The 21,808-nt window shown below is 47.0% G+C and carries 14 protein-coding genes; 3 read left to right on the top strand and 11 right to left on the bottom strand.

Annotated features, from left to right (window positions below; genetic code table 11):
* Positions 1 to 486: 486 nt before the first annotated feature.
* Positions 487 to 1,281: an exodeoxyribonuclease III gene (xth, locus tag RLO19_RS19435; protein WP_446359082.1), complete on the bottom strand. Its 795-nt coding sequence runs from the start codon at positions 1,279 to 1,281 to the stop codon at positions 487 to 489.
* A gap of 396 nt (positions 1,282 to 1,677) precedes the next feature.
* Here xth and RLO19_RS19430 point away from each other — a divergent pair, with 396 nt between their 5' ends.
* Positions 1,678 to 2,178: a hypothetical protein gene (locus RLO19_RS19430; RefSeq protein WP_446359080.1), complete on the top strand. Its 501-nt coding sequence runs from the start codon at positions 1,678 to 1,680 to the stop codon at positions 2,176 to 2,178.
* A 335-nt stretch (positions 2,179 to 2,513) separates the two neighbouring features.
* Here the strand turns inward: RLO19_RS19430 and RLO19_RS19425 are convergent, their stop codons facing one another.
* From RLO19_RS19425 to RLO19_RS19395, 7 genes are all read right to left on the bottom strand, one after another.
* A complete protein-coding gene (locus RLO19_RS19425; protein ID WP_446359078.1) occupies positions 2,514 to 3,146 on the bottom strand; it encodes a cytochrome c oxidase subunit 3 in 633 nt (210 codons plus the stop codon).
* Between the two features lie 116 nt (positions 3,147 to 3,262).
* A complete protein-coding gene (gene ctaD / locus RLO19_RS19420; protein ID WP_446359076.1) occupies positions 3,263 to 4,948 on the bottom strand; it encodes a cytochrome c oxidase subunit I in 1,686 nt (561 codons plus the stop codon).
* A 66-nt stretch (positions 4,949 to 5,014) separates the two neighbouring features.
* On the bottom strand, positions 5,015 to 6,040 hold the full coding sequence (locus RLO19_RS19415; protein WP_446359074.1) for a cytochrome c oxidase subunit II: 1,026 nt from the start codon (positions 6,038 to 6,040) through the stop codon (positions 5,015 to 5,017).
* Positions 6,041 to 6,928: 888 nt separating this feature from the next.
* Positions 6,929 to 11,005: a PAS domain S-box protein gene (locus tag RLO19_RS19410; RefSeq protein ID WP_446359072.1), complete on the bottom strand. Its 4,077-nt coding sequence runs from the start codon at positions 11,003 to 11,005 to the stop codon at positions 6,929 to 6,931.
* Between the two features lie 462 nt (positions 11,006 to 11,467).
* On the bottom strand, positions 11,468 to 12,790 hold the full coding sequence (locus RLO19_RS19405) for a CO2 hydration protein (RefSeq protein WP_446359070.1): 1,323 nt from the start codon (positions 12,788 to 12,790) through the stop codon (positions 11,468 to 11,470).
* Between the two features lie 127 nt (positions 12,791 to 12,917).
* Positions 12,918 to 14,432: an NADH-quinone oxidoreductase subunit M gene (locus tag RLO19_RS19400; RefSeq protein ID WP_446359068.1), complete on the bottom strand. Its 1,515-nt coding sequence runs from the start codon at positions 14,430 to 14,432 to the stop codon at positions 12,918 to 12,920.
* A 306-nt stretch (positions 14,433 to 14,738) separates the two neighbouring features.
* Positions 14,739 to 16,601, bottom strand: a complete 1,863-nt coding sequence (locus RLO19_RS19395; protein ID WP_446359066.1) for an NAD(P)H-quinone oxidoreductase subunit F — start codon at positions 16,599 to 16,601, stop codon at positions 14,739 to 14,741.
* 212 nt (positions 16,602 to 16,813) lie between these two features.
* Between RLO19_RS19395 and RLO19_RS19390 the strand changes: the two genes are divergently transcribed.
* Positions 16,814 to 17,194 carry a hypothetical protein gene (locus RLO19_RS19390; RefSeq protein WP_446359065.1) on the top strand — a complete coding sequence of 127 codons (381 nt, stop codon included), beginning with the start codon at positions 16,814 to 16,816 and terminating at the stop codon, positions 17,192 to 17,194.
* A 256-nt stretch (positions 17,195 to 17,450) separates the two neighbouring features.
* Here the strand turns inward: RLO19_RS19390 and RLO19_RS19385 are convergent, their stop codons facing one another.
* Positions 17,451 to 18,989, bottom strand: a complete 1,539-nt coding sequence (locus tag RLO19_RS19385; protein ID WP_446359063.1) for a hypothetical protein — start codon at positions 18,987 to 18,989, stop codon at positions 17,451 to 17,453.
* Positions 18,990 to 19,009: 20 nt separating this feature from the next.
* A complete protein-coding gene (gene proS, locus RLO19_RS19380; RefSeq protein WP_446359061.1) occupies positions 19,010 to 20,815 on the bottom strand; it encodes a proline--tRNA ligase in 1,806 nt (601 codons plus the stop codon).
* 370 nt (positions 20,816 to 21,185) lie between these two features.
* On the opposite strand from proS, the gene RLO19_RS19375 reads away from it, so the two are divergent.
* Positions 21,186 to 21,347 carry a hypothetical protein gene (locus RLO19_RS19375; RefSeq protein ID WP_446359059.1) on the top strand — a complete coding sequence of 54 codons (162 nt, stop codon included), beginning with the start codon at positions 21,186 to 21,188 and terminating at the stop codon, positions 21,345 to 21,347.
* A 132-nt stretch (positions 21,348 to 21,479) separates the two neighbouring features.
* Here RLO19_RS19375 and RLO19_RS19370 read toward each other — a convergent pair whose 3' ends face one another.
* Complete coding sequence (locus tag RLO19_RS19370; protein WP_446359057.1) at positions 21,480 to 21,656, bottom strand: hypothetical protein; 177 nt, start codon at positions 21,654 to 21,656, stop codon at positions 21,480 to 21,482.
* Between the last annotated feature and the right edge of the window lie 152 nt (positions 21,657 to 21,808).

Below are 21,808 nucleotides of genomic sequence, written 5' to 3'. Positions count from 1 at the left end.
GCTTGCGCCCCTACAACCGGGCGCAAGCCTTGCGCCCCTACAATGCTAATCCACCAATTAGGGTCTGCTGAATAAGTATTATGGTGGGGTTAGAGAGCAGGGGAAGCAGAGGAAGCGGGGGGAGCAGGGGGAGCAATGGTACATTTTCGGTGATTCTATCGCCATAGTTTTGATAGATAATCTCACATTCCAATTAAGGTGTGCCACGCCACTACGATGTGCAGCGACTCGCCCCTACAGAAGGAAACCTAAGAAAATCCAGTAGCGCCCGTAACTCAATACATAAAAACCTCCTCTGTGTTAACATAAAGGGCGATCCGATCCTCTGTAGGGGCGGGTTTTACTACTATCTTTTCGATTGCACCTTGATGTGACTAAACCCGCCCTGTTTCTGGAGTTATTCTTTAGAGTTTGTAGTCAGCGCTTTAGCGCTTATTGCACTAAAGTGCCTACTACAAACACAGCTTTAAGTGAGTGCCATTCATCTTAACTCTCAAACTCAACAATAACAGGCGCATGATCGCTAGGCTTCTCCAGCTTTCTCGGTTCTACATCAATCCTACAACTGGTTACCGCCTCATATAACTTTGGCGTCAGATAATGATGGTCAATTCGCCAACCTCGGTTACGGCTAAACCCACCATGGCGATAATCCCACCAGCTAAAATGACCCCCGTCTTGAGTAAACTTACGAAATGCATCCCCTAACCCTAGCGCCAACACCTCCTCTAAGGCTTGGCGTTCTGCTGGCGATGCCATGATATGCTTGTCTTTATTCTGGGGATTATGAATATCTCGATCATCGGGAGCAATGTTAAAATCCCCACAGATACAGAGTTCCTGAGACTGAGTATCTAAGAGCGATCGCACATACTCCTGTAACAGTTTCAACCAGCGCAATTTATACTCATACTTCTCACTTCCCACCTCAGCACCATTAGGAACATAGAGATTAATAATCCGAATGCCATCCACAATCCCGGTAATCACCCGCTTTTGCTCATCCAACTCCCCCACCTCTTCTGGCGTCAACACCCCCGTAAACCCCACACTTACCGCTTCTAAAGGTTTACGGCTAAAAAGTGCCACCCCGTTATAGGATTTTTGCCCCGATACATAGAGATGATAGCCTAAGTCTTCAAAGTGCGATCGCGGAAATTGATCATCAACGACTTTGGTTTCCTGCAAACACAGCACATCTACAGGATTGTCTATTAACCACTGACAGACATGATCTTGGCGAGTGCGAATTGAGTTAACATTCCAGGTAGCGATTTTCATAATATTGTCTATATTTAACTCGCGAGGGGGTTAGGGGGAGCGATAAGTCCCACACCATCATCTTTGATTCGTACAGACGTGACAGTGGAACGTCTCCGGTGGAACTATAGCAGTAGACACATTGATTAGGACTTTCGTCACCATTGTAGAGACGCTTCAAAAGCGCGTCTCTACATAAATGATGTGTCCTAACAGCTATGGCGGTTGCTATATTTTAAGTGATGTCAATCTGACGTTTCACGCCATGTGGAAAAATCAACATCAAACCTAACCCCCCAGCCCTCTTTATACCCCCCTCATTCCCCCCGTAACCAAGCCCGTACTAAAATAAAAGAAGCCTTGCCCTTTTCAGCAATAGCCAGGGCAACGAGAATCTTCACATCAGGAGACAGTACCATGTCCTATCAGAATATTAGTGCCAGCCTCACCGACACCGATTTAGAGGAAATCAACACCGCCTTACAAACCATCGAACAGAAACTCCCCTTTCTGATTACCCTTAGCCCGAAAGAACGCCATGATCTGTATAAAATGGGTGATAAAAGTATAGCCTTTGTCCACAATAGCCTCAACGCCGCCCAAACGAACCCTGGCATTCTCCCCACCAATTTCAACACAGAGGAACTCGAGCGCGACTATCAACTGGCGTTGCGTCTTTCCGAGTTACTCATCCGACTCCAGCAACTGGCTGAAAAGGTGGATGATACCCTGATAGCGGTGGGCAGTGAAGCGATGAAGAGCAGCTTAACGGTATATGACTACGTGAAAATGGCAGCGAAAACCACACCGGGCTTAAAAAGCGTGGCGGAGCAGTTAAAGGAACGCTTTAAAGGTATCAAAACAAGAGGGAATGGGGGTACATCAGCAGATGCGTCAAGCGCTAAGAGTGATGGATGAGACTAAAAGACTGGTGAGGGAGGCTTTGAACGTTGTGGGGGAACCCTCTGAGTGTTGTGGGGGAACTCTCTGAGTGTTGTGGGGGGAGGCTATGAGTGTTGTGGGGGAGGCTCTGAGTGTTGTCAGGGGACGCTCTGGGCGTCGCGCTTAAGGCTATGACCGTGGTGAGGGGAATCTCTGAGTGTCGTGGGGGAAGGCTATGAGCGTCGCGCTTAAGGCTATGAGCGTGGTGAGGGGACTCTCTGAGTGTTATCGGGGGAGGCTATGAGCGTCGCGCTTAAGGCTATGAGTCACCATTGTAGAGACGTTGCATGCAACGTCTCTACGTCTTCGCTTTAAAACAGCGTCAAAATGTACAGCAGGGTAAACAGAATAATCCAGATAATATCGACAAAATGCCAATAGATTTCTGCCATTTCAATGCCAACGTGCTTGGTTTCACCGTAATGTCCGGGACGACGCGATCGCCACAAGACGCCGAGAATCAGTAAAACCCCAATGGTGACGTGCAATCCGTGGAATCCGGTCATTAAATAAAAGCAGTTGGCAAACACATTGGTGGTCAAACCATAACCCAAGCTTAGATATTCATACACCTGACCGCCTAAGAAAATCACACCCATAACAGCGGTAATGATATACCACAACCGCATCCCGGAGAGATTATTCTTTTTAATCGCCACATCTCCTTTATGGATGACAAAACTACTCGACACCAGAATAATCGTGTTAATCGTCGGCAACAAGAGTTCCACCTCTGTACCTTCGGGGGGCCAGGTTGCGGATACGCCTCTATAGATTAAGTAAGAGGCAAACATCCCGCCAAACATCAGGGATTCAGAGGCGAGGAAGACTATTAGCCCCAAAACCCGATAATCGGGATGTTCCTCATGTGCCGCCACATTTACCTCAGCCGAGGGTTCTGGGCTTGGCGAGACTTGATATTCGTCAATGGTTGAACCTTGCATAATTTTTTTCTCTATCGCTATATACAACTGATGAACATTAAGTCGGGGCGGGTTTAGTTACATCTGGGTAAACGGGAAACGATAACGGTAAAACCCGCCCCTACAACCTGCAAAATTTACTTCGCTTCCACAACGGGTTCTCCCGATGTCGGCGCACTGGGATTGAGTTTTTTGCCATTGCGACCATTCATGCCATAGGCATAAGGACCATGGCTCAAAACTGGCAGAACTTCCCAGTTTTCGATCGCAGGTGGAGAACTGGTTGTCCATTCCAGGCTCAAGGCATCCCAGGGATTATCACCCACCTTGGGTCCATACATCCAACTCCAGACCATATTAATCGCGAAGGGAATGACGGAGAACCCCAACAGAATTGCACCGAAGGTACAAAGCTGATTAATGGCTGTGAATTGGGGATCATACATGGCTACCCGTCGGGGCATTCCTTGCAACCCCAATTGGTGCATCGGTAAAAACGTGAGATTGCCACCAATAAAGGTGAGAATAAAGTGCACCTTTCCCCAAGTTTCGTTATACATCCGACCCGTAACTTTGGGGAACCAGTGATACATGCCGGCATAAAGACCAAACACGGAACCGCCAAAGAGTACATAGTGGAAGTGCGCCACGATGTAGTACGTGTCGTGGACGTGAATGTCAAAGGGTGCGGTTCCCAGGGTAACGCCACTTAGTCCGCCCAAGACGAACATAGCCAACAAACCAATGGCAAATAGCATTGCTGAGGTGTAGCGGATTTTACCGCCCCAGAGTGTCGCCACCCAGCTAAAGATTTTCACCCCTGTGGGAACTGCCACAATCAATGTGGAGATGGTGAAGAACATCCGCATCCAGGGCGGGGTGCCACTGGTAAACATGTGGTGTACCCAGACGAATAGACCGACGATACAGATGGCGAGGGATGAATACGCGATCGCTTTATAGCCAAAGATCGGTTTACGGGCGTGGACGGGTATCACTTCTGACATAATCCCGAAAATCGGCAGAATCATCAGATACACCGCCGGGTGGGAATAGAACCAGAACAGATGCTGGTACACCACCACATTTCCCCCAGCCTCGGGTCGGAAGAAGCTGGTACCGAAGTTGATATCAAACAACAGCAGGGTTAATCCAGCCGCTAACACTGGCGTGGAAAACAGGGCTAATAGGGATGTGGCTAAAATCGCCCAACAAAACAAGGGCATCTGATCCCAGCGCATACTGGGAACCCGCATTTTAAAGATGGTGATGATAAAGTTCACCGAACCCAAAATTGAGGAGGTTCCCACCAAGACAATGCTGAGAATCCACATCGATTGAGCTGTACTGGCGGTAATCAGGCTCAAAGGGGGGTAGGATGTCCAACCCGATTGAGCGCCACCGAAGAAGAAACTGCCCAACAGCAGGGCACCTGCTGGGGGGACGAGCCAAAACGCGATCGCATTCAGTTTCGGGAACGCCATATCCCTGGCACCAATCATCAGCGGGATCAGGTAGTTACCAAACCCGCCAATGGCAGCCGGAACGACCCAGAAAAAGATCATGATCGTGCCATGATTGGTCAAGAAAGCGTTGTAAAGATTGGGATCAAGTAAATCGGAATCGGGGGTATACAGTTCGGCTCGCATGGCGACTGCCATTAATCCCCCGATCAAATAAAACACAAATGAGGTAACTAGGTATTGAATCCCAATGACCTTATGGTCAACGTTGAAGGTGAAATAGTCATACCACTTCCATGCCGTGGGATGGGAGCTGTGTGAAGTGGCTTGAGATTGAGGTGCAATTTCGGTTTGGGTCATCAGAATTTCTTGTGACAACTAAAGAAGCCTGTCCAGATGGACAAATTGAGTGTTATGTGCTTCTGTTTAGGATTCATGCATTGAGTGTAACTGGGTTAAGGTTTTTTCATCAACGCCCAGGTTAGCCGCGTAAGGTTCCAGAAACTCGGACTCGGATAAATCAGCCGGGTTCACAGCAACGGTTTGATTGGGGTTTTGCTGCTGTGCTATCCGATTTTCCTCTAACCAAGCGTCATACTCCTCTGGGGTATGAACGATAAGCTGTGTCCGCATCGCCCCGTGGTAACCACCACAGAGTTCAGCGCAAACTACGGGATAGGTTCCAGTTTTGGTGGCAACAAACCGCAGTTCCGTTTCTTGACCGGGAATGGCATCTTGTTTGAGGCGGAACTGAGGTACCCAGAAGGAGTGAATCACATCTTGGGCGGAGATGTTCAGTTGCACGTCTTTGCCAATGGGAACATGTAATTCGCCAGCGACAACGCCACTATCGGCATAGTTAAAGATCCAAGCAAACTGCAAACCGGTGACATTAACCACTAAGTCAGCCGTTTGTCCTTCCCGTTGGGGTGCTGCGCCAAAGCCGTATTTAGCCCCCTTGGGTGCTATAGCTTGATCGGACTCTATCCCCTCAGTATCGGCAACTAAAGGCGCCGCTATAGCACTTCCGGGCATACTTGCAATATGAGCGGGGGTATCGGCTTTGGCGACATGGTGATGGGCGGGTTCAAAACCGCCCATGTCTCGATAAACTTCGACGCTGTAGATCCCTAGTCCAATGACGATAATGGCAGGAATGGCTGTCCAAAAGGCTTCTAAGGGTAAATTGCCGATGATGGGTTCCGCATCGGTGTCATCCCCTTTGCGTCGCCGAAATCGGATCATGGCAATCACGATGGCGCCTTCGACGACCAAAAATAGGGCAGTGCCGATAGTCATCATCACGTCAAAAAAGTTATCGACTAACGGCGCTTGTTCTGATACCTGTTCTGGCATCAAGCCGTGGTTTTGACCAACCCACAGACTGACCAGGGTGATAACAATACCAGCGGTCAGGGTGATAATGGCACTTGGTACTTTTTCTTTTTCCATGGCTTATCTCCTTGGCAGCAGCCGCGTTTCACTCAGGGAAAGGTGAAGTGGCTGCCTGATTCTAGTTTGACTAGATTGATCGTAGTTCACATTTGTTTATCGTGCTTTGGTTAAGCTATGATTTTTCAACGCAGAGGGGCGCAGAGGGTTTCGCAGAGGGGCGCAGAGGTGCGAAAATTCTGGAAGAGAAATGTTTAGATGTAGGGGCGGGTTTAGGGAATCAATTCAATTACTCACTGATAAGGGTACAACAAAACTCGCCCTCCCCACCGATAACTCCCCCAGTGCAAGGCAATCAATTAATCCGAAACCCGACAACAAAACCGATTAGATTCCCAACCGCGATCGCACATAAAAAATGTCGCGGTGAAACCCTGGGGCAGGGCGGGTTTTGTCGAAAGGTTATTGGTTGTTTGATTAATTTTGTCCCTAAACCCGCCCCTACTCAGATATCTAGACTTAATAGAGTTAGGTTTATATCCACCCACCTAACCAATCTCAACTCATAGAGATACTAAGTGAGTTAGTGGAAATCTATCAATTTGATCAATTAATCACCTTGACGCAACCCAGCCCAAGTCAGATTTTTAGGTGAAAGATTAGGGAGATGAGGGAGATGAGGTTAGATTATGTAGGGGCGGGTTTCACTACTATCTTTTTGGTTACACCGAGATGTAACTAAACCCGCCCTGACTTGACAAATGACAAATGACAAATTGAGGGAACCGCCACCAAAACGGGGCGCGAGTTTTTCAACGCTTGTGTTCGCCAACTTGCCGAAGTTTTGGCAGCCCGTTATCAATTATTAATTATCCATTGATAACGTATTGGTTATTAGAATCCACCTGAAAGCGGATTGAATAATACAAGTAATTCAGGTATGATAATTCATTCATTGCCCTGTTTCCTTAACCAGACGATGGATTGAATTAAATCCTTGGGGGCAATGGGCTTGGCTAGATGCTGCTGAAATCCGGCGGCTAGGGCTTTTTGCTGATGGGATTCCCCCGCATAAGCCGTTAGTGCGATCGCAGGTATTTTGGCTTTGGTTGAGGGCATTCCTCGAATCTGTTTCAATAGACAGTAGCCATCCATCTGGGGCATACCAATGTCACTCACTAGGATATCAATGTTTAACTGGCTTAACTGGGATAATACCTCTTGTGCGGATGCCATGGTGATCGCATCTGCCCCAGCTTGTTGTAATATGAGCGCGATGAGTTCTCGTGTGTCTGGCTCATCATCGACAACTAAGACTCGTATCCCCTTGAGGCGAAGGGTGTCAGAGTTTTTTGGGTAAGTATGGACGTCATGTCTGATTCGTTGCTTTTTATCTGGGAGGAGGGGTAATCTAACTGTAAACGTTGCTCCCTGTCCTTCACCTAGGCTATCTGCCTCGATCATGCCACTATGTAATTCTACAATATGACGCGCGATCGCAAGCCCTAATCCTAATCCCCCAAATTGGCGAGTCATGGAACTGTCCGCCTGACGGAAATAGTCGAAAATATAAGGGAGGATATCCGCAGAAATTCCGATACCTGTATCGGTGACTATAATCTGGGCAAACTCATCCACCGCCGCTAATTTCACCTCAACCTGTCCCCCAGATGGGGTGAACTTAACCGCGTTGGAGAGTAAATTCCAAACTACTTGTTGTAACCGCCCGGAATCACCCTCAACGCAACCCACTGTACTCATAAAATGGGTCTGAATTTGAATTGATTTCGCTTCAGCCGCCAACCGCACTGTCTCAATCGCCGCTTTAATTGTGATGGATAAATCAACCCGATGACGGGTTAGGGTAACTTTTCCCCGCAGAATTCGGGCGACATCGAGTAAGTCGTCAACTAACTGAATTTGAATCGTAGCATTGCGCTCAATGGTTGCCAATGCCCGATCTGTTGCGGCTTGATCAAACTGACGAGAGCGGAGTAGTTTTGTCCATCCTAGGATGGGATTCAGGGGAGAGCGTAATTCATGAGACAAAATTGCCAGAAATTCATCTTTAATCCGGTTAGCCGATTCTGCCTCTTTACGAGCAGCTTGTTCTCGTGCTAAGAGTTGTTCACGCTCTCGTTCTGCCTGTTTTCTTTCGGTGATATCCACAAATGCGCCAATCACGCCGCGAACCTCGCCGGAGTCGTGGTACAGGGGAACGGCTTTGCCATAGATGAAGCGTACTGTTCCATCCTCAAAGACAAATTCTATTTCATCGATCACCTCTTGCCCGGTTCTGGCTGCACGCTGCATGGGTAAGTCTTGGGGGAGATATTTTTGTCCATTTTTGTATTGTTTAAAGCGCAGGGGATAGGAACCATCCGCAGGGGTTGCGGTTGTCACTGAACCGGGTGGCATTCTCATTAAATTGTACGCAGTACGGTTAGCCGTCATCTGGTGACAGTCAGGATCATGGGCAATCCAAAGCGCCGCTGGGGTAATTTCCATTAAGGTTTCTAACTCTTGCACTCTGGCTTGGGCAAAGGCTTCACTGATGCGTAAGGCGGCTTCTACCCGCTTGAGTTCAGAAATTTCCATCACGGTGACACCCACTCCCAATAGTTCACCATCGGGTAAGCAAACGGGGAAGTGATTGGCTAAAGCATGGCGATAAATACCCGGTTGAACTTCACCACTAAACTCAAAGTTCAGCCTCGGTTGCCGCGTCTGTAAAATCTGACGCAGCATGGGGGCAAATTCAGGTGCCATCTGTGGCACTACCTCCCAGAGAGTACAACCTAAATGGTGGCTTAGGGGGACGCCATTCATTGTCGCTAAGGCTTCATTGGCATAAAGATAGCGTAAGTCATGGTCAAAAAAGGCTATACCAATGGGTGAACTGGCAATAAAGGCATTGAGAACTGCCTCACTTTTACGCACCGCTAATTCGACTTGTTTTTGTTCGGTAATGTCGCTAAATGAAATGGCTATGCCATCATCTAACTTAACTGCCATATTCCGAAACCAGCCGACAATTCCCTCGGATTCGTAGCGCACTTCAATATCATGTGGTTCTCCTGTTTCTACGACTCTGACATAGCGCTCAAATAAGTCACTATTGGTTTGGTTTCCTGGAAGAACTTGGAGCAGGCTTTGATCCAGTAACCCAGCAACCGAGTTTTGCAGCATTTTTGCCGCCATGGGATTGACATAAGTCCACTCAAAATCAACGATTTTTCCGGCTGGATTGCGAAGGCTTTGCAGGATGGTAAACCCATCTAAGGAAAGGTCTTGGGCAACCTTAAATCGTTCTTTACTAAGGCGTAGGGCTTCCTCTGCTTGTTGTCGTTCTGTAATGTCTCGGCAGATTGATTGAACGGTGGGTAAACCATTAAGTGTAAATAGAGTGGAACTGACTTCAACGGGAATTTTTTGACCGTCTTTGGTGCGATGTACTGATTCGATAACTACTCGTTTATCTTGTAACAATTTCTGGAAAGTGACTTTAAGATCCGCTAAGGGTAAGTCCACTACATCCGCAATGGATAAGGTGAGGAGTTCTTGGCGGGTATAGCCTAGCCGTTTACAGGCTGGTTCATTCACCTCAATAAACTGTCCCGGTTGACTGTCGGGAGTGAGGGGATAAACGAGTACCCAGTCTTCCATGCCATTAAATAATGTGCTAAAGCGCTGTTCTCTCTCCCGTAAGGCGGCTTCTGTTTGTTTGAGATCGGTGATATCGTTAATGAAGGCATAGAAGCCTTTCACATTGCCTTGAGGATCAATATCTGGGATATAGTGCCTGCGAACGTAGCGTGATCCCCCATCTTGAAACGGCATCCACGTTTCAACCTTTATGGGTTTGCCCTCTAGGGCGGCTTCAATATCCCGGCGCATGTATTCATAGACTGTTGCACCCACAAAGTCTGCCACAGATTGACCAATTAGGTGTTCGGCTGGATGTCCAAACCAGGTGGTAAAGGCGCGATTGACGAAGCGGTAACGGCAATCTGAGTCAACGTAGGCAATCAGCGCGGGAACTGCATCTGTAATTAAGCGTAATTCGGCTTCCCGTTGTTTCAGGGTGGCTTCTGTTTGCTGGCGATCGCTAATATCGATGGTGCTACCAATCACCCGCACGGGATTTCCTTGATTGTCTCGTGCCACCACCAGTCCTTGATCCAAGATATGAATGTAGTGATTACTTTTGTGGAGAACGCGATATTCGATTTTATAGGAGTCTCCCTGACTCAAAGCCGTTGCTGTCTCCTGATCAATTCGTTCCACATCATCTGGATGGATGCGATCGCGCCACCAGTTGAGAGTGGGTTCGGCTTCGGTGAGGGAATAGCCTAAAATGCTGGTGAGTCCGTCGGTGCGTTCCACCCGATCTGTGGTAATCTGCCAATCATAAATTAGTGCATTGACTGCCTGTGCAGCGACTTGGAACCGTTCGTTTGCCAGACGCAAGCATTCTTTTTGCTGGCGTAGTTCGGCTTCTACCTGCTTTTGGGCTGTGGCGTCAAATAATGTCCCGATCACCCGGATTGCCTTTGCGGTTTGATTCCGCAGAATATAGCCGCGATCAAGAATATTCGCGTAGCTACCATCTGTCTTTTGATAACGATACTCAGCCACCCAGCGATCGCCTGTACCCGCAACTGTCTCCTGGAAGCGGCTGACTACCCGATCGCGATCCTCTGGATGCAGATGTTCAATCCACCATTGCCAGGAATTAGCCGTTGACTCAGGTCTAGCCCCTAAGAGTTCATTGTATGCTGCGTTCCAGCCAATTATACCCCCTTCTAAGTCACAATCATAAATGGCATCATTCGTCGCCCGCAGGACTAAAGACAGGCGTTCTTCGGTTTTCTGTAAGCTGGCTTCTAACCTCTGGCGAGTTGCCCGTTCCTGCCCCAGTTGCTGTTCATATTGACTAACCTTGTCCTCCAACTCGCCCACTCGTTGTTGTAATACCACCATTTGATCGAGAAGGGTGTTGTGTTCATTTTCTTCGTTTTTCATTGTTCAACTCTTTCTGACCAAATGTGTGATCACTCAAACTCGATGGGAGTATCTTATTTTAGATTTTAGACGCTTGACTGATTAGTTCATTAAGTCTAGTTATATTCATACACAAGCCTATCTCCTTTTTGGGGAGCAGCCTGTCTAATACTTAGGGTAATCCTTTTTAGCACTGGAGAAACTTTGCTTTAAGTAGTTTTACTTATGTCAATGGGTAGATTTACCACAAATGTGATGTTGAAAGCCCTGGCGCTTTTTTTGCCAGGAGATTAACCATGTACGGGCTTGGTAACCATGTACGGGCTTGGTAACCAAGCCCCTACTCTCCCTCACCGTAATTATGGGTATTCAACCGGACATGATATAAATCTTGAACGTAATTTACACGTTCAAATTCTCATGATAAATCCCCGACTTCTTTAAGAAATCAGGGGTTAGGTAGAAGAATTTATCGCCAGTCAATTACCGATAATCCGCTGTCTGAATATTTCGTAACCGCGCCGCATCACGGATGCCATACTCAGGGCGACAGAATCGGTCTAATTGCGCCTCAAAAAACGCTCTATTTGCCTGCAAATGCTTGGGGTTGGGGTCATCTAAGGGATACAAAAGTGCCGTTCGCAAGGCTTGAAATACCGCCGATGTTACACAATACATCGATCGTTGAAAGGTGATGCCAATCTGATTTAAGATATCACTTTCGCTGCGACAACGCTTTTCATAGAATGCTTGCAGATAGGGGGGCAGAAAATGTAACATATCCTGCATCAGTAAAGTTGGCGGAATCCCCGCAGAACCCACAGGGAATTTATCCGCATAGAGGACACCATAATGGAAGTCCTTCTGATCACTCGGTACTTCTCCCGCTTGGGCATTATACGACTTCGTACCCCTAAAGGGTGCAGTCCGATAGAATACCGCCTCCACATAAGGAAGCGCCGCTTCATACAGCCAGGTAAACCCCTTCGACTTAGGAATCACTTCATAGCATTCCCCCTTGACATAAACATGATGATAGATCGGACGACCTGCGATCGCGAATATCCCATTCACCAAAAAATTCATCGCCTCAGGGACAGAAGTAATCTTCCCTTCATCATAGAGATCAGACACTTCAAAAAACACCGGCGCCATCACTTCCCAGAACAGCCCTAAATTACTATAATACGACGCCTGACGACACTGCTCAATAAACATCTCTGGAAACAGCTTATGCCATCCCAGCATGACGGGATTGCCTTTAAAATACGCCTCAATTGCCCGATTTGCATTGTCCTTATATTCCTCAGTATCCAGATAAGGATCAAACTGATTCACCGGGGCGTACATATTGCGATGCCAAAGCATTGCCCGCATACAAGCTTCAGCAAACTCCATATTAATCCGGTCATGCCACAAGTGATGTAATAACTTAGGCATTTTCTGGGTTTCCCCCTTCTCAATAAACGCCACAAGTTCTGGATGCGCCGTCGCTTCACCGCGCCAAATGCGTAAATCCGCATCATCTCCGGCATAATGATTATGGCGTTCCAAATACTCTTTGGGCAGGAAATATTTAAAGAAAGGAAACGGATTCAAAAAGACTCGTTCCCCAATATAGAGCAAATCGCGCCAATAGAAATCCATTGGCACAGCATACGCCTTCCATATTCCAATAATTTGCATAAGATTTTCCGGCGTATCTGGAATCATCGCCCCCCCCGCTTCCAAGCGATGAACAATATCCGCAAATTCATGCTGAGACGGCGGTAATTTAGTTACAGGTTTTGTTGGAGTTTGTACCATGGTTAAAAAGGATTAAGTGTTGGCTTTTGAATTTTGAATATGTAGGGGCGGGTTTAACAACTATCGTTTATTCTCCCACGCAGATGTAACTAAACCCGCCCTTTATTTACGTACCCGAACTATTTTACTAATGACCAATAACTAATGACGCATCCTTCAGCGCCATTTTCTGCTCAACCTGAGTTGACGCGGCAGAAACAATTGCATTTGTTGTCGTTTCTGTCCACCGAACCAACCAAACTGGTTGAATACCGAGGAAGAAAATAATCACAGCTAAAATAATCGCAGGGGCTTTTTCATCCCAGAGAACTTTCGGATAATAAGCCGTACCATTATCCAGCTTACCAAAACAAGTTCGATTCAGCAGAATCACAAAATAAACCGCTGTCAAACCCGAAGCAAAAATACATAAAATGATTTGCCAAGGAAACACCACATAACTCCCTTGAAAAACCAGAAACTCTGCCACAAATCCCACTAAACCAGGAATCCCCGCACTTGCCATTCCGCCTAAAATCAGTAGGGCACTCACCAAAGGTAAACCACGGGTAGGATTCATCAACCCATTGAGCACATCCAACTCACGAGTTCCCACCTTAGTTTCCACCACCCCAACCAAATAAAACAGAATTGCCAGGATAATGCCATGACTCACCATCTGAGTCACACACCCCAAAAGACTCAACGGCGTCAGCGCAGCGGCGGCGACAACAATATACCCCATGTGACCAATTGAACTATAAGCCACCATCCGTTTAATATCTTTTTGCGCGATCGCACTCAACGCACCATACAATACACTTACCACGCCAATAATCGACAATCCCGGCGCTACCAAAGACCAAGTTTGGGGAAACAATTGTAACCCATAGCGTACCAACCCATAAGTTCCCATCTTCGCCACAACACCCCCTAAAAGAATCGCCACCACGGGCGAAGCTTCCACATAAGCATCGGGTAACCAAGTATGTAAAGGAACCAGAGGAATTTTAATCCCAAATCCCACCAACAGAATCGTCAGCAGAATCAACTGAGTACTTAACGATAACCCTTGGGTGTGAATCGCCTCATAATTAAAGCTAGTCGAATCACTCAGCCAAGTCATTCCCAAAAACGCCGCCAGAATCAGAATTCCCGAAACAGCAGTATAGATAAGAAACTTCATCGCCGCATATTCCCGCTTGCTTCCCCCCCAAATTGCAATTAACAGGTACAAAGGAATCAACACCAATTCATAGAACAGAACAAACAGCAACAAATTCTGTGCCAAAAACGCCCCAGTAACCCCCGCATTCACCAACAAAATCAATGCATATTTAAGGCGAACTCGTTCAACATCAATGCGACTGCTAAAAATAACCACCCAATTCAACAAACCACCCAAAGCCAGCAGCGGAAACGATAAACCATCCGCCCCCAACTTGTACGACAAACCCAGTTGAGGAATCCACATCAACTCCTCTTGAAATTGCCAACCGGAATAAGTGATATCAAACTTCGTAGCCAACCACAACGTCACCAAAACAATCGCCGTCGCCACAACCAAAGCAATCGCCCGGAGTCGAGTTTTTGCCACCTTTCCCGGCAAAAACCCGATAACAATCGCACCAAAAACAGGTAAACCAATCAGCGTACTCAGCATAATCCAGTCAAAAATTCCAACTCAAAACGCATCCACTTAATTAGGGCGAGTTTATCAGCCTCCAAATAACTCTAAACGATGCAAAATAAACCCGCCCCCACAACCTCAAACCTCAAGACGCGCCATAGCACATCTCTAAATTTAATATCCCTCTAAACAGTGACCCATCCTTTCCTCCACCACCTCACTTTACACCTCATCCCAATCTTCCAAACCCCTCTGCGTTCCTCTGCGCTTTCCTCTGCGAACCTCTGCGTTAAAAAAACATCTTTCTTTCCCCACCAACAACTCCGACAAAAACGCAAATCATACGCCAACAATCAGTGAAAGACGCGACAGAATCGGCAAACTCAACAAAAATCCCAATAACGCCACACCCAACAAAATCGTCAATGCATAAAACTGGGTTTGACCCGAAACATTATACTTCAAGCTTTGCCCACTAAACACCGTCATAAACCCAACTAAATTAACCAACCCATCCACAATATAGCGGTCAACCCAGGAAATCGTTCTCGATATCAAATCAACCAGAAAAACCACCGTTAACCGATATAACTTTTGGGTATATAAATCGTAAGCAAAAAAATCTTGCAGCCCCTTTGAACCAAACCGTATCGGCTTTTCAACTTTGCTACTCAGATACATATAAGCCGCCGCACCGCCACCAATAGCACTTGACAACACCAACGAACCCGCCACCGTCGGATTCAAGCTTACCCATTCCGGTAAAAGTTGCCATGTCCCCAGGAGTAAAGGAACGTGCAGGGTAAACCCCATCAGCAGTATCATAGGGAAGACCATGGGCCAATGTACCTCAGGCGATCGCTGTGCCATTTGTTTAGGCTTGCCACCAAAGACTAAACCGAAGACACGGAATAGGCTAAACGAAGCTAAAGCATTCACGACTAACAAAAGGGCAAATAGCTTTGGGTGATTAGTAAACAAAGAATCCCCCAACTGTAAAAACGCCCAAAATCCTCCCAAAGGTGGAACCGCAATCAAGCCAGCCGCACCCACCAGGTAAGACAACCCACAAGCAGGGCGTTTTGCCCATAACCCGCCCAATTGAGTCACATCCTGAGTAATACTGTTCCAAATAATCGCCCCTGTACTCATCACCAATAACCCCATGGCGACGGCGTAGGTCAACATTAATAACAGGGCGGTTTGGATTTGTCCAGTACCCACCGCAATAAACACCAATCCCAAATAAGCACTCACCAAATAGGACAGGGTACGCTTAATATCAACCTGTGCGATCGCGACCATCGTACCACCTACGGCTGTCACTCCACCAATCCAAATTATGGCGGATACAGCAACGGGAGATATAGCGATAACGGGTTGCAGTTTAATCAACACCCACGCCCCCGTACAAACCACCACGGCATTCCGTAAAATGGTGCTGGGAACAGGTCCTTCCATGGCTTCATCTAGCCACAAATGCAGAGGAAATTGGGCGCATTTACCCATAGGACCGGCAATTAATGCCAAACCCACCAATGTGGCTACTTTCGGATCAACATTAGCGGTACTTGCCCAGTCTGCCAATTGAGAAAAGTCCCAGGTTTTGGACAGGGGATAGATACCAATCACCCCCATTAATAGGACTAAATCTCCCACCCGTTTGGTGAGGAATGCATCTCTCGCCCCCGTTACCACCAAGGATTGATTAAACCAAAATCCGACTAAAAGATAGGTTCCCAGAGTGAGAACTTCCAGGATAATGTAGCTGAAAAACAAAGAATTGCAAAGAACAAGGGCGCACATTCCCGCTTCAAACAATGCCAGAAAGGAATAGAACCGCGCCCATCCCCAATCGGTTTCTAGGTAACCAATGGCATAAATTTGTGCCAAGAGGTTTAAGCCAGTAATTACCATCGTCGCCCCAATCGTGACGGCTGAGATTTCTAGGGGAATGGATAAATCCAAATCAACCACTTGTAGCCACGGAATCACAACCGATTGGGCAGGTTGATTCCAGATGGCGAGTAATGCCAATAGCCCATGCAAAAAGGCAATGAAGGTCATCAACAGATTAATATAGCCTGCGGGTCTAGGTCCAGTACGATTGATAATCGCCGGTGACCAAGGAACGGCTAAAATTGCGCCTAATAGGGCATAGCAAGGTATTAACCAGGCAGAGTCTAGGAAAAACTGAGTCATCGGTATGATCTCGTGGGTGTATACAAAGCCTCTCTTCAGTGGTATTGAACCTGAAGAAACCCTGATAGACAGGTATTTTTACTTAACGATTAAATTTTTCTTAAGGTTTCTAAGTGTAGTTTATAGTGTAATGGGTCGAGGGTAAAGTTTAAGCAAAGCAATTAGACAATTTGACAATCGCAGCGATAATCCCCATCTATCAAAGCGCGAGGGTGTACCAGACGCGCCATGGTGCGTCTGGGAGTAGGCTAAGAGAACTCACCGACTCTGCCAAGATGCAGACGCGATCGCATAGAAGAAGACGCATGGGAAAATGGATAGGCTTACTGGGATTACTGATATTATCGTGGACTGTGGCATTTCCGGCTGAGGCGTCGGTGTGTCGCACAATCAAGGATCACCATATTTGTATCTTGAGTATCAAGCGCTCCGCCAAGTATTATTGGCAGTATCGAGCCGCCGTGAGTATTGATGGGGTAAAACGCCCGGTAGAGATTTATAATTGTCGCGATCGCACCCGGATTCGCCAAGATGGAGTGGTTGTTTCATTTGAACCAGATGGCGCTGGAGAGCTTATTTGTAGTTTCTTTTAGAAAAATTCAAATCTATAATCAAAATGAGTAATAACGTTTTCACCAATTCTAATAATTGGCAGGATTGGCTCGTCGTATGTGGCTATATAGGTTTTACTATTTTTATCCTTTGGCAAGTTTTAAAACCTCGGTAATAAGGAACCCCTTTTTTGCCCTGGCGACTAGAAGTCGCAGCTACACAAACAAAGTCCGCCTGCGCGGACTAGCTTATAAAGGGGGTGGCTAACCCGGATTTGGTATTACCCTGTGTTCTAGCCTAAGCGTCTTTGTGATCAGAACGTAGTGTTTCAGAACCTACCGGATCATCAAGTTTAGGTAACTTGAGCAAAACCCCAGCAAAAAACCAATAATAAACTTCCACGGGATCGACAGCCAGAGGATAATAATAGGTGTTATAACTAATAAATAAAACAAACACCCAAAGACACAACCCTAAACGTTGTAAAGAAGCATCTTGTATCGACCGATATGACTTAAACGTAAAAAAAGTTAGCAACGAAACCAGCGCCAGAAACGCCACAACCCCAACCGGACCAATTTCGTAAAACAATTTGGCATAAAAAGTTTCAATCAGTTGAGTTTCTCCCAAGCGACGCGCCGCATTAGTCGCTCGTCCTAAACCATGTCCTAACCAGCCCTGTTGTCTACTCCATACCCACTGAAATTGATTCAGCATAAATGTAGGAGGTGGAGACGCCTCCCAGCGATCAACTAAACTAATTACCCGTTCTTCCACCTTTCCCAAGGTTTGAGTAATCCAAATCGCTAAAAGAACACCAATTCCTAATTTAATCGGTAGCCATCCTTTATGCTGATCTGTGAGTAATAATAACAGAACAAACGTTGCCGGAACGATCGCCAGAGCAATTCGTTGACCCGAAATTACCGCCACCGCCAAGACTGCAACCATCGCCACCCACCCCACGAGTCGCCACCGACGAGACGGATCACTGACACTCGCCCCATAAGTGAAAAAAGCGCTGGAAATGAGAAACCAACCCCATTGCCACGGTGCGACAAATGTACCCGGTAAACGAATTAATCCAACTTTAGGATTGTATAACAGAGAACCGCCGACTAAACATCTTGCCTGTAAACTGGCTCTGTAGACAGCTTCTCCCGTCAAACTATTGTTACTGGGACATAAACCGGTAACCAGCCACAGATATTGGAGAAACGCCAAGCTACAGCAGATAAGGATCACAATTAGGTGCAAACGAGTCAGGAAAAATAAATCCGTGCGATCGCGAATTAGATAATACCCACACAGAAGTAGGGGAATATACCCCACCAACCCTTTTAATCCCAGAATTCCCATCAGAAACGGGCTTCCTTTGACCTGGGGATCGAACTGCTGCGGTAAATTAACCAAGCCGAAGGTGATTAACGCCACCGCTAGCACAAGTGCGATCGCGATTAATAAGGGTTTGAGAATCGATCGCGGTAGTAGTTTCCAGAACGAATCCCGCGACTGAATTAGGGCGATTAGGGCGGGAAAGTAAAACGCATCTTTGATCAGATGAAATAGAGGATGATTCCCGGAGTAGGCGATTCTCTCACCCAGGGATTGGTAAACATCGCCCAGAGAATAGATAATGCTACCGCTAAAGGGAAGATAGATTAATAGTCCCCATAATCCGATTCGGGGATACTTATAGGAAAGAATTGAGAAAAAAACAATGGCAGTACAGGCAATTCCTGTCTGAAATCCACCGACTAGACCCAACATGACACCAATAAAGGCAGAAATATAAAGTGCCACTATAATGAATTGAGTCAGTGCTGCCTTATTCATTTCAGTATTAATTGTGGAGGTTACGTTAATGCCGCATTAAGCCATTGTTTAACCGTAGAAGCAACTTGATCCAAAGGCAATTCTTGAGATTGGTGAGTTGCCCGTTCCACAACTTCCACTTTACCCTGTTTGAGCGATCGCCCCGTGACAATGCGATAGGGAATGCCAATCAGATCAGCGTCTTTGAACTTCACACCCGCCCGTTCATCGCGGTCATCGAGTAAGGTTTCTACACCAGCTTGCCATAACTGTTGATAAAGTGTCTCGGCGGCTTCCATCTGTTTGGCGTCGGAGATATTGGGAACGGTAATAATCGCGTGATAAGGTGCGATCGCGGGTGACCAAATAATTCCATCCTGATCATAGGATTGTTCAACCGCCGCTTGCGCCAGTCGCGATACGCCTACACCATAACATCCCATATAAAGGGGATTTTCTTCCCCGGCTTCGTTGGTGTACGTCGCACCCATGGCTTTAGAGTATTTTGTGCCTAACTGAAAGATATGTCCGGCTTCAATTCCCCTAGCGCTGTGTAGAATTTGGCTAGGATCATGAATCGCGCGATCGCCTGCTTTGGCTGTCCGCAAATCTACCACCTGTTTAGGTAAGGCGAAGGGTTCACCCCAATTCGCACCAACGACGTGATAGTTGGTTTCGTTCGCCCCGGTGACAAAATATTTCAGTTCAACGGCTGTATTATCGACTAAGCGTAAAAATCGCGGTGCGACATCGCTAGCGGGGCGGATATAATCATCATCTAAATCTGGGGCGATATAGCCAACAGGGAGGGGTTTAGACGCCCATTTTGCCTGGGTAGTGGCGTCGGGAACGGTTAGGGCGATGAGGGCGTTGGCGTTATATTGATCGGCTAAACGAATTAACTCATTTTGCAGTTTCACCTCGTTAACCTCTTGATCGCCTCGGATACTGACGATTACCAGTACCGTCATCCCATTGTCATAAACGGCTTGGTAGAGGACGTTTTTTAAGACGTTGGTTGGGGAACAGTTGAGGAATTTACACAGGGAGTCGATGGTGGGTGTGTTTGGGGTTTCCCGCTTTTCGTAAGTCTCAAAGGGGGACGGTTCAGGATCAGCCGGGAGGGAACTGGCTTTTTCCACATTGGCAGAATAGTTACCATCCTCAGTGTAGAGAATCTCATCTTCTCCGATATCCGCCAGAATCATAAATTCTTGGGAACCGGAACCGCCAATTGCGCCTGGATCAGCTTCCACGGCGCGAAAGGCTAAACCGCAACGGGTGATCATGTTGCGATAGGCTTGATCCATGTCCTGATAGGTTTTTTTCAGGCTGTCTTCATCGGTGTGGAAGGAGTAGCCGTCTTTCATAATGAATTCTCGTCCCCGCATCAGTCCAAACCGAGGGCGGATTTCATCTCTAAACTTGGTTTGAATTTGGTAGAGGTGGAGGGGAAGTTGGCGATAGGAACGGATCATCTCACGGGCGATGGTGGTGATCACCTCTTCGTGAGTCGGTCCAAGTCCGAGTTCTCGTTCTTGGCGATCGGTGAGGGCGAACATGATCCCTTCTGCTTTAGTATAAGTGTCCCAGCGCCCGGATTCTTTCCACAGGTCAGAGGGTTGGAGTTGGGGAAGTAAGCATTCTTGGGCGCCGGTGGCGTTCATTTCTTCCCGGACGATTTGGGAGACTTTTTGCAAAACGCGCCACATCAGGGGGAGATAAGCGTAGATTCCGCTACCGATGCGACGGATATAGCCAGCGCGAACCAAAAGTTTATGGCTGGGGATTTCGGCTTCGGCTGGGTCTTCCCGGAGGGTGACGAGTAGCATTTGAGAGAGTCGCATCGTTAGGTTCCCTTTTTTAGTACGATCAATCTCTCAGTTTAGAGTATTGGCTGTCCGGGTTATGGGGGAAGGGGGAATTGGGTCTTTCTTTCTACAGTATGTGGCGCAATCAAGGGAGATTGTGTCGGGGCGGGTTTCACTACTATCTTTTCGGTTATACCTAGATGTGACTAAACCAGCCCAGACGCGCCATGGCGCGTCTCTACAATAGTTTCTAAACTTCCCCTGAAAAGTCAGGATGAGGTGCGGTGCGATCGCAAGTTAGCATGAGTGTAGTGGAATGTGACCATACACATACAAATTGCGCCTACCATACGTAAAGTAAGGTTAGGCGCTATAATGATCAATAATGTAAATTAAACATAGCAAAATGAAAAAGCCAATTTTCTTCGGCTTTGCAATCGTTTTGCTTGTTCTTTCAGTTGCTGACGGAAAATTCGTCAAGCATCCTGAGTTTATCGAGTACGCAATTATGGCAGTAATTGCTGCAACTAATGATGACCAGGATGACGATGACAATCCTGAACATTAGCAACTCAAGAACAAGTGACACAGTGGGCTAATCGCCCCATGCTCCCGAGCCAGCCTTCTGGCTTGGATTTTTTTATTGCTCACTACTCTAATCATACATAAAAAACATAAAAACGTAGTACCTAATATTATGTCATACGGTAGAAGTTACCGCATACTCATCGAAAACCACCTCAAACTGTGCATCAGGCATCCATTTTGCCAGAAAGCGCTGGTGATTTTCGGCTTCAGTGCGGCTGTAGAAGCGAGCAACCGTATAATGTTGAGCATTGATCGCGTGTTTTGGGGTGAGTCCGTGCGATCGCGCCAATCCTGCCCACGTTACCGTTCAAGCGATGGGTGAAGGCTCCCACGCTCTTTAGCTGGGAGATGAAACCGAGCGAACCGTCTAGGTAGCGAATAAATTCGCCAGTCAAATAATTCGGATAACGTTCTACTATTGTGGTAATGTAAATACAAGTC

It is taken from the genome of Coleofasciculus sp. G2-EDA-02, assembly GCF_040226375.1.
Lineage (GTDB): Bacteria > Cyanobacteriota > Cyanobacteriia > Cyanobacteriales > Coleofasciculaceae > Coleofasciculus.
Note: the sequence above shows the minus strand (reverse complement) of the source record. Positions and strands in the feature narration are given on the sequence as shown.

What these genes read in the sequence shown, in the direction of transcription:
- RLO19_RS19425 (WP_446359078.1), bottom strand. Translation starts at nt 3,146, where the DNA reads ATGCAAGGTTCAACCATTGACGAATATCAAGTCTCGCCAAGCCCAGAA.
- xth (WP_446359082.1), bottom strand. Translation starts at nt 1,281, where the DNA reads ATGAAAATCGCTACCTGGAATGTTAACTCAATTCGCACTCGCCAAGAT.
- RLO19_RS19375 (WP_446359059.1), top strand. Translation starts at nt 21,186, where the DNA reads ATGAAAAAGCCAATTTTCTTCGGCTTTGCAATCGTTTTGCTTGTTCTT.
- RLO19_RS19385 (WP_446359063.1), bottom strand. Translation starts at nt 18,989, where the DNA reads ATGAATAAGGCAGCACTGACTCAATTCATTATAGTGGCACTTTATATT.
- RLO19_RS19400 (WP_446359068.1), bottom strand. Translation starts at nt 14,432, where the DNA reads ATGCTGAGTACGCTGATTGGTTTACCTGTTTTTGGTGCGATTGTTATC.
- RLO19_RS19405 (WP_446359070.1), bottom strand. Translation starts at nt 12,790, where the DNA reads ATGGTACAAACTCCAACAAAACCTGTAACTAAATTACCGCCGTCTCAG.
- RLO19_RS19430 (WP_446359080.1), top strand. Translation starts at nt 1,678, where the DNA reads ATGTCCTATCAGAATATTAGTGCCAGCCTCACCGACACCGATTTAGAG.
- RLO19_RS19415 (WP_446359074.1), bottom strand. Translation starts at nt 6,040, where the DNA reads ATGGAAAAAGAAAAAGTACCAAGTGCCATTATCACCCTGACCGCTGGT.
- ctaD (WP_446359076.1), bottom strand. Translation starts at nt 4,948, where the DNA reads ATGACCCAAACCGAAATTGCACCTCAATCTCAAGCCACTTCACACAGC.
- RLO19_RS19395 (WP_446359066.1), bottom strand. Translation starts at nt 16,601, where the DNA reads ATGACTCAGTTTTTCCTAGACTCTGCCTGGTTAATACCTTGCTATGCC.
- RLO19_RS19410 (WP_446359072.1), bottom strand. Translation starts at nt 11,005, where the DNA reads ATGAAAAACGAAGAAAATGAACACAACACCCTTCTCGATCAAATGGTG.
- proS (WP_446359061.1), bottom strand. Translation starts at nt 20,815, where the DNA reads ATGCGACTCTCTCAAATGCTACTCGTCACCCTCCGGGAAGACCCAGCC.